The sequence below is a fragment of the Luteibacter sp. P4_D7_3 genome, assembly GCF_056401735.1.
In genome coordinates, this window is record NZ_JBFUIT010000100.1 from 1 (window position 1) to 12433 (window position 12433).

Consider the following 12433-nt stretch of genomic DNA (forward strand, 5'->3'; position numbering starts at 1 on the left):
CCCGCCTATGTGGCCTGCCCACCCGGCGATCTCGTCACCCGTTCGCGCTGGTACCGGCCGACGCCGGGCAGCGACCCGTGGGATGGCCAACCGGGCGAACAGGCGCTCGCCGCGTTACGGGCGATGCCGCTGGACAGGGCCGTCATCATTCCCGGCGCGGACGATGCCGCGCTCTGGCTCGCCGACCTGCCGTCGACCGGGCTCGGCGAGCGTTTCCTGGTCAGCACGTCCAGCCGCGACGCCCAGGAGCTGTTGCAGGACAAGGCGGTCTTCGCCGGTTACCTGGCGGCCGCGCACATTCCGCATCCGCGGACGTATCGCATCGCCTGCCTGGAAGACATCGAAACCATCCCGTTCGACGCGATGGACCGGGTCTTCGTCAAGCCCGTGAACTCACAGCGCTTCAGCGATGTCACCGGCGTGAAAGGGATCTGGGTCGACAACCCCGAGGCGCTGCGCGAAACGTGGGCGCGTCTGCATGCGCAGGGCTTCAGCGTGATGGCCCAGGAATACGTTCCCGGTCCGGCCAGCGAGCATTTCTTCGTGGACGGCTTTCGCGACAGGCATGGCGCGTATGCCGGCGTCTTCGCCCGACGGCGCCTGCGCATGTCGCCACCGGACTTCGGCAACAGCTCGTGTTGTCACTCCGTGCCACTCGCGATCCTGCCGGACGCTGTCCATCATTTGCGCCGCCTGCTGGATGGCCTGGATTATCGGGGCATCTTCAGCGCCGAATTCAAACGCGATCCGCGCGACGGCGTCTATCGCATCATCGAGGTGAACACGCGCGCGTGGACTTACGTCGAGTTCGCCGCACGCTGCGGCATGAACGTGTGCGAGATGGCCTGGCAGGATGCGCAGGGACTCCCGGTGACGCGTGCGACGCGTGCTTACCCGGAGGGCGTGGCCTGCGTCGACCTCTACCACGATATCCCGACGGTGCTCGCCCTGCGAAAGCGCCAACGGCTGCCCTGGTTGCGCGTGCTGAGCCAGTGGGCGAGGGCGCACCTGCATACCTTTCGGCGGGACGACCCACAGCCCGCGCTCTACTTCATCCGGAGCCTGTTGCGCAGGCGTTTCCTACGGTCAGTCGGCGCGCCCGAGCGGAGCGGCGATATCCTCCAGCGGACGCCGCTCGGCAGCGATCCCGAGAGCTAGGGCGGCGGCCGCGCCCAGCAGCATGAGGCCGGCACCAAGGGCATAGCCCCAACCGATGGCCTCACGTTCGCCCGTGCCGATGAGAGAGCCGAAAAACCATGGCCCGACCACGCCGCCGAGCGCCGTGCCAAAGGCGTAGAACAGCGCGATGGCGAGGGCACGGAGCTCGAGCGGAAAGCTCTCGCTCACCGTGAGGTACGCGGAGCTCGCCGCCGCCGAGGCAAAGAAGAACACGACGCTCCACGCCATGGTCTGTGTACGGGCATCCAGCTTGCCGTGGACGAACAACCACGCCGTGGCGAACAGGAGCAGGCCGGACATGGCATACGTGATGGCGATCATCGGCTTTCGTCCCACCGTGTCGAACAGCCGCCCCAGCAGCAGCGGGCCGAGGAAATTGCCCGCGGCGAAGGGCAACAGGTAGAAACCGATATCGGCGTCGGCGACACCGTAGAAGCGCCCGAGCACCAGCGCGTACGTGAAGAAGATCGCGTTGTAGAAAAACGCCTGGGTGGCCATGAGGATCAGGCCGAGCACGGTCCGCTTTGGATAGTCGCGAAACAAGGTGGTAGCGACGGCGCCAAGGGTCAGTCGGCGGGGCCGCAGGCGCAGCGTCGGCAACGGTTCCGACGGCGGTGGAACGCCCAGCCGCTGTTCGATCTGCGCGACGACCGCCTCGGCTTCGTCGATGCGTCCGTGGAGCATCAGCCAGCGGGGGCTTTCCGGTACCCAGTGTCGAAGCACGAGCACGCCCAGGCCGAGGATCGCGCCCAGGCCGAAGGTGAGCCGCCAGCCGATTTCGGCGGAGACCAAGCCGCCGTCGAGCAGGGCGACGGCACCGAGGGCACCCATCGCCGCACCCACCCAGAAGCTGCCATTGATCACCAGGTCGGTATGCCCACGGTAGCGGGCCGGGATCAGCTCCTGGATGGCTGAGTTGATGGCGGCGTACTCGCCGCCGATGCCGGCCCCGGTCAGCATGCGGAAGATCACGAAGGTGACGAAGCTCGGCGAGAACGCGGTCGCGGCTGTCGCGACGAGGTACAGGCCGAGCGTGACGGTGAAGAGCTTCTTGCGGCCCAGGCGATCGGTCAGCCAACCGAAGACCAGCGCCCCGGCGACGGCGCCGACGAGATACAGGCTGCCGGCCAGTCCCACCTGCATGTCGCTGAGGTGCAGTACCGGGCTGGACTTCAGCGCCCCGGCGATCGACCCGGTGATCGTGACTTCCAGGCCATCGAGTATCCAGGTGATGCCTAGCGCGACGGCGACGAGCGTGTGAAAGCGTCCCCACGCCAGGCGGTCCAGCCGGGCCGGTACGTCTGTTTCCACCACGCCGCCGCTGGCGTTCGCCCGCTCGTTCATGCCCCGACCGTACGGGGCACGAAGTCGTCGCGGCGTCAGCGCGGTACGCGGAGCCCGCCGGCAACACCCCTGGGCGAGAGGGTGAGCTGCCACAGCTGATCGCGTCGGCTGCGGAAGATACCGGCCGAGCAACCGAGGTAGAACTGCCACATACGGCGGAACCGCTCGTCGTAACGTCCGGCCAGTTGCGGCCACGCCTCGTTGAAGTTGGCCAGCCACGCGGTGAGCGTGCGATCGTAATCGGTGCCGAAGTTGTGCCAGTCCTCGACCACGAACAGCCCTTCAAGCGCGGTCGCCACCTGGCTCATCGCCGGTATGACCGAGTTCGGGAAGATGTATTTCTCGATCCATGGGTCGGGCCGGCCCGGCTGTTCGTTGCTGCCGATGGAATGCAGGACAGCCAGTCCCTCGGGATGCAGGCAACGCCGCGCCACTTCGAACCAGGTGCGGTAGTTCTTCCCGCCGACATGCTCGAACATGCCTACCGACAGGATCGCATCGAAGCGTTCGTCGAGATCGCGGTAGTCCTGCAGGCGGATCTCGATCGGCAGGCCCTTGCACAGTTCGCGCGCGTACTCGGCCTGTTCCTTCGAAATGGTCACGCCGACGCCGCTCACGCCATAGCGTTCCGCCGCGTACTTCAGGGCCTCGCCCCAGCCGCAACCGATGTCCAGCAGGCGCTGGCCAGGACGCAGGCGCAACTTGCGACAGATCAGGTCGAGCTTGGCTTCCTGGGCATCGTCGAGGTTGCTTGCGTTCGCCCAGTAACCGCAGGAATAGACCATGCGCTTGCCCAGCATCGCTTCGAAAAGGTCGTTGCCCAGGTCGTAATGCTGCCGACCCACGTCCCAGGCGTGGTCGCCGCGCTGCAGGTTGAGGAAACGCGCCTTCAGGTGCGCGACGAGGGTGTCCAGCGTACGCAGCGAGTCGTCGACATGGGAGCCGAGTACGCGGGCGAAGAAGGCCGGGAGGTCGCCGACGTCCCACCAGCCTTCCATATAGGCCTCGCCCAGGCCTAGCGAGCCGTGCGCGAATACGCGGGGATAGGTGCGCTCGTCATGCACGACGAGGTCGGTGGGCCGGTTTCCGCCGAGGGTGATGCCGGCCTGTTCCAGCAGGGCCTGCGCCCGTGCCTTGAGAGAAGAAGAATCGTGGCTCATCGATGTGATCCCTGGTGATCCTCTCGCCGCCCCGCGCGGCGTGGCGCTTAAAAGTGCTTCAGTACTCCGCGTGTAATGAAGAGGCCGGCAATCGTCATGGCGATGGAGCCGACCAGGTTTGACCCGATATGCGCGGCGAACCAGCCGTACTGCTCGCGAAGGAGCAAGCCGGTGGCCTCGGCCGAGAAGGTCGAAAAGGTCGTAAGGCCGCCGAGGAATCCGGTGGCGACAAGCAGCCGCGCTTCCATCGGCAAGGCAGTGAAGTGGTCGAACACGCCCAGCGTGACGCCCATGAGCAGGGCGCCGGCAAGATTGGCCGCCAGCGTGCCGAGCGGGAGGTTCGGGAAGAGCGGGTTGAACATGATGGCCAGCCCCCAGCGCAACCAGCAACCGAGTGCGCCGCCGATGCCGACGGCAAGAAAACCGGTGTAACCCACGGCAACTCCTGCGTAGTTCGATGGCACGATTATGGACCGAAACCTTGAAGCTATACTCGCTCAGTCCCCTTGCCACCGCCTTGAAGGTCCATGACCTCCGCGACCCGCGACCTGCGGCGCTACCTGCCGTTCCTGCTGGCGGCCCTGTCCATGATCGGGCCGTTCTCGATCGACGCCATTTTTCCGGGCTTTCCGGATATCGGGCGCGACTTCGGCGTGGGCGAAGTGGCCTTGCAGCAGCTGCTCAGCGTGTATCTGCTTGCCTATGCCGTGATGAGCCTGTTTCACGGCGCCCTGTCGGATGCCTACGGGCGTAAGCCGGTCATCGTGACCGGCATGGCCATCTATGCCGTCGCCTCGGTGGGCGCGGCGATGGCACCGACGTTCGGCTTCCTGCTTGGCTGCCGCATCGTCCAGGGCATGTGCGGCGGCGCGGGCATCGTCATCGGGCGTGCCGTCGTGCGCGACACCATGCAGGGCGAAGAGGCCCAGCGGATGATGTCGAAGGTAATGATGATCTTCGGCGTGGCGCCGGCCATCGCCCCGATCATCGGCGCGTGGTTGCTCGGCATCGATGGCTGGCGGGGCATCTTCTGGGCCCTGGCTGCCTTCACTGTGGCGCTCACGGTGAGTGTGGCGCGCCTGCTGGTCGAATCGCATCCGAAGGAAAAGCGCACGGTGTTCCGACCGCGGCCCTTGTTGCACGGCTACCTGACGATTCTTCGCGACCTGCCGTTCTGGCCGCTGGCGATCGCCAGTTCGATCAACTTCGCTGGTCTGTTCCTTTACATCGCGTCGGCGCCGCAGCTGATCCGTGACCTGCTCCATCTGGGCGCCGATGGCTTCCCCTGGTTGTTTGTCCCGGTCGTCAGCGGCATGGTCTTCGGTGCCTTCGTTTCCGGCCGCGTGGCCGGGCGGGCGAGTGCGGCGCGCACGGTGAACTGGGGTTACGCGGCCATGCTGTCGTCGTGTGCCCTGAACCTGATCCTCGCGCTGACGCTGGACCATCCACGCGTGCCGTGGTCCACCCTGCCACTGGCTCTCTATGGCTGTGGCGTACAACTGGCCTTTCCGACCCTGACCCTGCTCCTGCTCGATCGCTTCCCCGAGCAGCGCGGTGGGGTGTCGTCCGTCCAGGCCTTCGGCAGCCTGATGTTCACGGCCGTCGTCGCCGGCGTACTCTCGCCGGCGCTGTCCGGCAGCATGCTCGCCCTCGCCATCGGCACCACATGCATGTGCCTGATCGGCCTGGCCGCGTGGATCTGTTACGCCACGCTGGAGCGCCGTCGCCTCGCTCGCACGCAGGCTGGCGCCGCTTCGAGCGTCGTGTCGCAGATCGAGCGCAACGAGCCGGGTTAGTCGGGTTGACGGCAGCCCTCGCCTGGCAGGAGCCGGTTCATCGGCGATTGAGAGCTTGCGACGGTCTTGCCCGCTGCCGCGGGATCGCCGATGAATCGGCTCCTACAAGGAACGCGTTGGCAAGCCGCGCTCGCGCAGGAACGCTTGCGCTTCCGGTGCATCCTGCTCGAACCACGCACGCGTTGAACCCAGTCGGTAGGTGTAACCCCAGCGGTCCATGTCTTCCATCAGGCGTGTGGAACCGACGGACGGCAATTGCCCGGCGAGGACGATCTGCAGGTAGCAGGTTGCGTCTTCTTCCTCGATGGAGTCCGTGGCGTCGGTATGCACCAGGGCACGCTTGTCTTCGGGAAGCACGATGAGGTGGCAGGCCTCGTGCAGTAGCGAGTGCACGGGCGTATCGGCACGGGCGTAGACCGTCGTGCCGATGATGCCGGCCTCGGTGTCGCCCCAGAAACTGCCGGGAATGGCGTCGCCATCCGCGACCTCGATGAGCATCAGGCCGTAGCGGGCGAGCAGGACGCGCGGTTCGTCGAAGCCGATGGCGCCGACGCGGAGGACCGCGTCGGCGGGATCGGATACGTTCATGCCGAGGTGGCGGGCTTGCCGTCGGGAAGGGCGACCGAGAGTTCGAGCACCTCGTGACCGCTGTCGCGGTCGAGCGTGACGTTCACGGCATCGACGTCGACATTGACGTACTTGCGGATGACTTCGAGCAGCTCGTTACGCAGCAGCGGCAGGTAGTCGGGACCGCCGCGCGTGGAGCGCTCCTGGGCCACGATGATGCGCAGTCGCTCCTTGGCTACGCCCGCAGTCGCTTCGGGTTTGCGCTTCAGGAAATCGAGAATACCCATGCTCAACCTCCGAAGACGCGCTTGAGGAAGCCCTTCTTGACCGGCTCGACGAAACGTAGCGGAAGCTCGCGACCGAGGATGCGGGCAACCGTATCCTTGTAGGCGAGACCGGCATTGGAGTCGTCGTTGAGAATCACCGGTACGCCGGCATTGGATGCGGCGAGCACGTTTTCCGATTCCGGAATCACGCCGACGACGTTGATACCGAGGATGTCCTCGACGTCCTTCACGCTGAGCATTTCGCCGGCTTCGACGCGATTCGGGTTGTAGCGCGTCAGCAGCAGGTGCTGCTTGATCGGCGTTTCACCCTTTTCGGCGCGACGGGTCTTGCTGGCGAGCAGGCCGAGGATGCGATCCGAGTCGCGCACCGAGGAGACTTCGGGGTTGACGACGACGACGGCATGGTCGGCGAAGTACATCGCCAGGTGCGCGCCCTTTTCGATACCAGCCGGGGAATCGCAGACGACGTAGTCGAAGTTTTCCTTGGTCAGCTCGTCGAGGACTTTTTCCACGCCTTCCTGGGTGAGCGCGTCCTTGTCGCGCGTCTGCGACGCGGCGAGCACGAACAGGGTCTCGTGGCGCTTGTCCTTGATCAGGGCCTGCTTGAGCGTGGCTTCGCCGTGCACGACGTTGACGAAGTCGTAAACCACGCGCCGCTCGCAGCCCATGATCAGGTCGAGATTGCGCAGGCCGACGTCGAAATCGATGACGGCGACTTTTTTGCCTTCGAGCGCGAGACCGGTGGCGAGGGAGGCGCTGGTGGTGGTCTTGCCGACTCCGCCCTTGCCGGAGGTGACGACGATGATTTCTGTCAAGAGATGTCTCCGCGAATAAGCGTGGGACCGCGCGTCACAGGCGCGCGATCATGAGTTTTCCATTATCGAGCCAGCATTGCACGGCCTGGCCCTCGAATTCTTTCGGCATGTCTTCGAATACGCGGTAATGCCCGGCGATCGCGACCAGTTCGGCACGGAAGTCGGAGCAGAAGATGCGTGCGGATTCGTCGCCTTGTGCGCCGGCCATGGCGCGACCGCGAAGGCCGCCGTAGATGTGGATCGAACCGTCGGCGATGACTTCCGCGCCATTGGCCACCGCTGCCGTGACGACCAGATCGCGGTCCCGCGCATAGATCTGCTGGCCGGAACGCACGGCGCTGCCGGTGTGGTGTTGAGCGGTGGTGGTGCTGCCCGGCTCGACATCCTGGTCGATCGTCGCCATGGCCGCCACCGGCTCGCTGCGTGCGGGTACGCCGCCAGCGGGCGTTGCGGCGGACTGGCCGGGTTCGTACTGCGCGCGGAACTTGGCGATCAGCGGCAGGTTCATTCGTTCGGCGAGCGCTTCGGTCTCGGGCGTGCCATAGGCGATGCCGACGGGAAGCATGCCGGCGCTGCGAATGGCTTCGAGCAGGGCATCCACCATGCCGTCGTCGGGCAGTTTGGGCAGGTGCGAGAGGTCGAGCACGACCGCCGCACGGGCGAACATTTGCGGTGCCGCCCGCACGCGACGCTCCAGCTCTTCCACGAGGGCGGCAGCGTCCACGCGGCGAAGACGCACGCAGGCAATGCCGACCTGACCGAAACGGAGGTCGCAGGCGGCCTCGAGGGATTCGGCACGGGCGTTCATGCGTTCACCTTGTGACCATCGATCGGACGCTGGCGTTCGCTCAGCCAGGCCACGGAGGGCAGCCCGTCCTGCTCGATGTAGCGCTCACGAACGAAAGGAAAGCTCGGCAGCTCGCGCGCGAGCAGGCTCACCTTCGGACCGGTATCGCCCATCTTCTGCTGGCCCACTTCCTGGAAACCCATGGTGCCGTGGAACAGCACGGTCTGGTCGTTGCGCGGTTCGAGAAAAACTTCACAGGTCAAAAGCGGCACACGTACCTCGGCATAACTCTGCACATCGCAATAAAAGATTCGGCCCAGCCCATGGCCACGCGATTCGGACGCGATCACGATCCGATCGATGTACACGAAGCTTTCGTAATGGCCCTGGAACCAGCGGAAATTCGGACTGCTGTATTCGGCGTCCGGTCGCATGGCGATGAGGAAGCCGAGGATGCGGCCATCCTGTTCGGCGACGCGAAAATAATGCGCGATCTCGTACAGGTGACGCAGGCGGCTGCGGTCCGTGGCGAGGATACCGGTGCCTGCCTCGTTATTGAGTGCCAGCACGGCATCCAGGTCGTGCTCACGCACGTCGCGGATGGCAAGGGCCATTCGTTGCTCCGCTAAGGGTTCTGGAATGATGGTTTCGAAACGGGCGACCCCCGGGCCGCCGAATGCGCGGCATTATGGCACGCCGGCCACCCTAGCGGCGCGCTGTCGCGTATGTAAAACCGTTGTAAAGCCGACGCTTGCCGTTTGCCGGAGCGTGACTTCTATCAGGTGGTGCGGCGGGCGCGAAGCCCTATGATGCGGCCATGTCGAAGGTTCAGTTCAATAACGTCCGCCTCCTCAAGTACGCCACGTACTTTGTCTTCCTGTGCGTGGGCCTGCCGCTCTCCATGCAACGGGTGGGGGGCGGCCCCGGCACGATCGGCGATATGCCGTTGCTGGGCTGGACCGCGAGTTATCTGATTTTTGGCCTTGTGTACTGGCTGCTTACCCGGAATCTCGGACTTCGCGTAGACGGGTTCACGCGCATCGCCGTGCTCCTGATCCTCACCGGTACGGCGTTGGCGGTCGGCGTATTCAGTAAGAGTGGCGTCGCGGCGCTCCTGTTGATCATCGTGGCGACCGTGGTGCCCTGGCTGGTCACGCTGCCTATCGGCATTGCCTGGATGGTGCTGGCGCATCTGCTGTTGATCCCGGTCTTCCTTGAGATTCCGTTCACGCTGGTCGCTTCGACCATGCAGGCGTGTCTGTATTTCGGCTTCTCCGCCCTGGTTTTCATCGCCTCGATGGTGGCGAGCCAGCAGGCCGACGAGCGTGAAGAGCTGCGGCAACTGAACTCCGAGCTGCGTGCCACCCGCGCCCTGCTGGCCGAATCCACCCGTATCGCCGAGCGCATGCGCATCGCACGTGACCTGCACGACCTGGTCGGCCATCACCTTACCGCCCTGAGCCTCAATCTCGAGGTGGCCAGCCATCTCACCAACGACACGGCCCGGGAGCACGTTCTCAAGGCCCAGCGCACCGCCAAGCAACTGTTGGCCGATGTGCGCGAGGTGGTCAGCGAGCTGCGCCAGGACGACGCCATCGACCTGACCCAGGCCGTGCGTAGCCTGATCGAGGGCGTGCCGGGCCTGCAGGTGCAGTTGAGCGTGCCCCCGCGCTTCGGCGTCGAAGATCCTCGCCGGGCGCAGATGTTGTTGCGCTGCGTGCAGGAAATCCTGACCAACACGGTGCGCCACGCGCAGGCGAGACACTTGTGGCTGACCTTTCGTCACACCGGTCCTGACGAACTCTGTCTTGAAGCGCGCGACGACGGTCGTGGCGATGGCAGCGGCGCGGTCCGCCCGGGCAACGGCCTCAACGGCATGCGCGAGCGGCTGGCCGAGTTCGGCGGCACCGTCGATTTTCGAACCGGTACGGACGGCGGCTTTGCCCTGACCGCGCGCCTTCCCCTGGGCGAGGAGCCGACCCTGGCCCATGCGCCGGCGCGACCCGCGCTGGAGCGGGGGCTGGTCGACGATCCGGACCTTCCGCCCCGTGCCACAATTCCCTTTCCTTCCGAGGGTCATTCATGATCTCCGTCTGTCTCGTTGACGATCAGAACCTGGTTCGCCAGGGCATTCGCTCGCTGCTCGACCTCGCCGGGGACATCCGCGTGGTGGCTGAATGCGCCGATGGCGCCCAGGCGGTGCAGACCATTCCGCAGATCCGCCCGGATGTCGTCCTGCTGGACCTGCGCATGCCCAACATGAGTGGCCTGGACGTGCTGCAGACCCTCGGCGGCCGCAACGAACTGCCGCCGACCATCATCCTGACCACCTTCGACGACGATCAGCTCGTGCTGGCCGGGCTCAAGGCCGGCGCGCGCGGTTACCTGCTCAAGGACGTCTCGCTCGACCAATTGGTGGAAGCGGTGCGTACGGTGGCCGCGGGTGGGTCGCTGGTCGCCCCGATGGTGACCCAGCGACTCCTGGCCGGGGTGGGGCGCATCCAGAACCAGTTCTCCAGCCTCGAGCAGCCCGATCCCCTGACGGAGCGCGAAACCGAGATCCTGCGCCTGCTCTCGGGCGGCTACAGCAACAAGGAGATCGCCAATTCGCTGCGCGTGGCCGAAGGAACGGTGAAAAACCACGTCTCCAATATCCTGTCCAAGCTGGGTGTCCGGGACCGCACGCGCGCCGTCCTGAAGGCTCTGGAGCTGGGTATCGTCTGACCCGGCGCTGACCGGCGGCCCCCGCCGGGCCGCCGCGGCCGAAAACCGCCTTGTACCCGCTTGCGAAAAAGGGCAGGGCACCCAATGGCGTTCCCCGCCGCGAGCAAGTACCATCGGCTCTTTCGGCGCGGGCGAACCCCTGCCACGGGCCGATTCTTCAGGGGTGAGCGTACGGCGTCCATGGCTGTGCGTAGAGCCCGTTCGTAAGACGTTCGGAGAACCGTGGAATGACGCGTCTGTTAGAATTTATTGTCGCCCTCGTCATCGTCGCCGTACTCGGTGTCGTGGTCGGCGTTGCTATGCCCTCAACCGGACATGTTGAGCGCGAAATGCTGATTAGCAAGGATCTGCGTCAGGTTTACGACGTTTTCAGCAACTTCCGTCGCTTCCCCGACTACACCGTGCTGCGTTCCTTCGATTCGAAGGTCCAGTTCGAGCTGTCGGGTAAGGCGTACGGCCCGGGTGCAAAGATTTCCTGGAAGGCTTCCGACCCGAAGGTCGGTGATGGCGCCCTCGAAATTGCCTCTATCGATCCGGGCTTCGCCCAGATCTCCGATGCCGGCAAGGGCACCATTGTCTGGAACCTGGACAACGGCTGGCGCGGCAGCGACAAGAAGTTCACGATCACGCTGGAGCGCACCGGTCGTAGTCAGAAGCTGGTCAAGGTCAATTGGGCTTACGACGTCTCGTACGGCTTCAACCTGATCAACCGCTTCTCGAACCTCTACATCCACGGCGATCCGGACGCGCTGATCCAGTTCAGCCTGTCCAATCTGCAGAACCTGATGGCGTCGATTCCCAACATCGACTACAGCAAGATGGTTCCGTCGATCGTCGACCAGCCGGCCAAGCCGATCCTGTTCGTCTCCACCACCGCGCCGCGCACCCTCGACGATGTCGATACCGCGTCGGACAAGGCGATGGCCGAGATCCAGGCGACCGCCAAGAAGCTGGGCGTGAACATCACCAGCCCGCGTATCACGATCACCACGAACTGGGGCGATCAGAACTACACCTTCGACGTGGCCGCCGAGATCGACGCCACCACGCTGAAGATCAACGGCCAGGACGTCGAGATCACCGCCGCCCAGCGTCCGTCGCTGGATCCGGCCGAAGCTTCGACCTCCGCCGCTCCGGCCGCTGCCGACAACGCAGCTCCGGGCAGCAAGGACAAGCTGGGTCGCGTCATCGTCGACGGTAACGTCAAGGCCGTACTCGCCTTCGGTGGCAAGGCCCTGAAGGCCGATTGGGAAGGCACCGGTGCCGGCCTGCCGCAGACGCGTCAGATGCTGGAAGCCTATTCGCAGACCCACGGTTACAAGTACGACGACGTGGTGTTCCGCGCTTACGACATCCAGACGAAGGCTCCGACCAATAACCACGGCACCATCGAGGGTTACGACGAGCAGAAGTTCGAGATCTACCTGCCGCTGCAGGGCGACAACCTCCCGGAGCAGACCCCGGAGCAGGAAGCCGGCCTGAAGCCGCAGACGCTGGACACCGCGGCTCCGGCCGGCTCGTCCACGGCCCCGGCCCCGGCAGGCACCGCCGCGGCTCCGGCCGAAGCGGCCTCCGCGCCGACGCTCTCGAAGTAAGTTTCGTCTAGAGCAACACTGAAAGCCCCGCCGGTAACGGCGGGGCTTTTTTTATGCGGATAGCCGCTGTGCGGCTGGTGTTCTGAGCGGCGTTTGCCGCCTCACGCTGGTGCTGTCGCTGGGGTCGCGGTCGGGTTGGCCCTTGGGGCCGCGGCGCGGCTCTTCGAGACGGGCCGTAG

At 65.3% G+C, this 12433-nt stretch carries 13 protein-coding genes; 5 read left to right on the forward strand and 8 right to left on the reverse strand.

Going from position 1 to position 12433, the window contains the following annotated elements; all coding sequences use genetic code 11:
• Window positions 1–1158, forward strand: a 1158-nt coding sequence (locus AC1DSN_RS11035; protein ID WP_477330688.1) for a carboxylate--amine ligase, incomplete at its 5' end; no start/stop codon positions are given.
• Here AC1DSN_RS11035 and AC1DSN_RS11040 read toward each other — a convergent pair.
• From AC1DSN_RS11040 to crcB, 3 genes are read right to left on the reverse strand one after another with little or no spacing between them, the layout of a single operon-like run.
• Window positions 1087–2523 carry an MFS transporter gene (locus AC1DSN_RS11040; protein ID WP_213950039.1) on the reverse strand — a complete coding sequence of 479 codons (1437 nt, stop codon included), beginning with the start codon at window positions 2521–2523 and terminating at the stop codon, window positions 1087–1089. The genes AC1DSN_RS11035 and AC1DSN_RS11040 overlap by 72 nt on opposite strands.
• A 35-nt stretch (window positions 2524–2558) precedes the next feature.
• Window positions 2559–3683, reverse strand: coding sequence for a cyclopropane fatty acyl phospholipid synthase (gene cfa, locus AC1DSN_RS11045; RefSeq protein ID WP_063571641.1), 1125 nt, complete (start codon window positions 3681–3683; stop codon window positions 2559–2561).
• 47 nt (window positions 3684–3730) lie between these two features.
• Window positions 3731–4120 carry a fluoride efflux transporter CrcB gene (gene crcB, locus AC1DSN_RS11050; RefSeq protein WP_063571640.1) on the reverse strand — a complete coding sequence of 130 codons (390 nt, stop codon included), beginning with the start codon at window positions 4118–4120 and terminating at the stop codon, window positions 3731–3733.
• Between the two features lie 90 nt (window positions 4121–4210).
• Here crcB and AC1DSN_RS11055 point away from each other — a divergent pair, with 90 nt between their 5' ends.
• Window positions 4211–5479, forward strand: a complete 1269-nt coding sequence (locus AC1DSN_RS11055) for a multidrug effflux MFS transporter (protein WP_063571639.1) — start codon at window positions 4211–4213, stop codon at window positions 5477–5479.
• Between the two features lie 102 nt (window positions 5480–5581).
• Here the strand turns inward: AC1DSN_RS11055 and AC1DSN_RS11060 are convergent, their stop codons facing one another.
• Genes AC1DSN_RS11060 through AC1DSN_RS11080 form a run of 5 tightly spaced genes read right to left on the reverse strand, consistent with a single transcriptional unit; the run spans window position 5582 to window position 8549 of the window.
• Window positions 5582–6067: a hypothetical protein gene (locus AC1DSN_RS11060; RefSeq protein ID WP_213950037.1), complete on the reverse strand. Its 486-nt coding sequence runs from the start codon at window positions 6065–6067 to the stop codon at window positions 5582–5584.
• Window positions 6064–6333, reverse strand: coding sequence for a cell division topological specificity factor MinE (gene minE / locus AC1DSN_RS11065; RefSeq protein WP_063571637.1), 270 nt, complete (start codon window positions 6331–6333; stop codon window positions 6064–6066). The genes AC1DSN_RS11060 and minE overlap by 4 nt, the downstream gene beginning before the upstream one ends.
• Window positions 6334–6335: 2 nt before the next feature.
• Entirely contained in the window at window positions 6336–7148 is an 813-nt protein-coding gene (gene minD, locus AC1DSN_RS11070) for a septum site-determining protein MinD (RefSeq protein ID WP_063571636.1), read from the reverse strand.
• Between the two features lie 34 nt (window positions 7149–7182).
• Window positions 7183–7956: a septum site-determining protein MinC gene (gene minC / locus AC1DSN_RS11075; RefSeq protein WP_063571635.1), complete on the reverse strand. Its 774-nt coding sequence runs from the start codon at window positions 7954–7956 to the stop codon at window positions 7183–7185.
• A complete protein-coding gene (locus AC1DSN_RS11080; RefSeq protein WP_063571634.1) occupies window positions 7953–8549 on the reverse strand; it encodes a GNAT family N-acetyltransferase in 597 nt (198 codons plus the stop codon). Before AC1DSN_RS11080 ends, minC begins: the two co-directional genes overlap by 4 nt.
• Before the next feature lie 203 nt (window positions 8550–8752).
• On the opposite strand from AC1DSN_RS11080, the gene AC1DSN_RS11085 reads away from it, so the two are divergent.
• The 3 genes from AC1DSN_RS11085 to AC1DSN_RS11095 all read left to right on the forward strand — a co-directional run bounded on the left by AC1DSN_RS11085 (window position 8753) and on the right by AC1DSN_RS11095 (window position 12254).
• Entirely contained in the window at window positions 8753–10021 is a 1269-nt protein-coding gene (locus tag AC1DSN_RS11085) for a sensor histidine kinase (RefSeq protein ID WP_213950035.1), read from the forward strand.
• A complete protein-coding gene (locus AC1DSN_RS11090) occupies window positions 10018–10659 on the forward strand; it encodes a response regulator (RefSeq protein WP_107912726.1) in 642 nt (213 codons plus the stop codon). Before AC1DSN_RS11085 ends, AC1DSN_RS11090 begins: the two co-directional genes overlap by 4 nt.
• A gap of 227 nt (window positions 10660–10886) precedes the next feature.
• Complete coding sequence (locus AC1DSN_RS11095) at window positions 10887–12254, forward strand: SRPBCC family protein (protein WP_213950034.1); 1368 nt, start codon at window positions 10887–10889, stop codon at window positions 12252–12254.
• Window positions 12255–12433 lie beyond the last annotated feature (179 nt).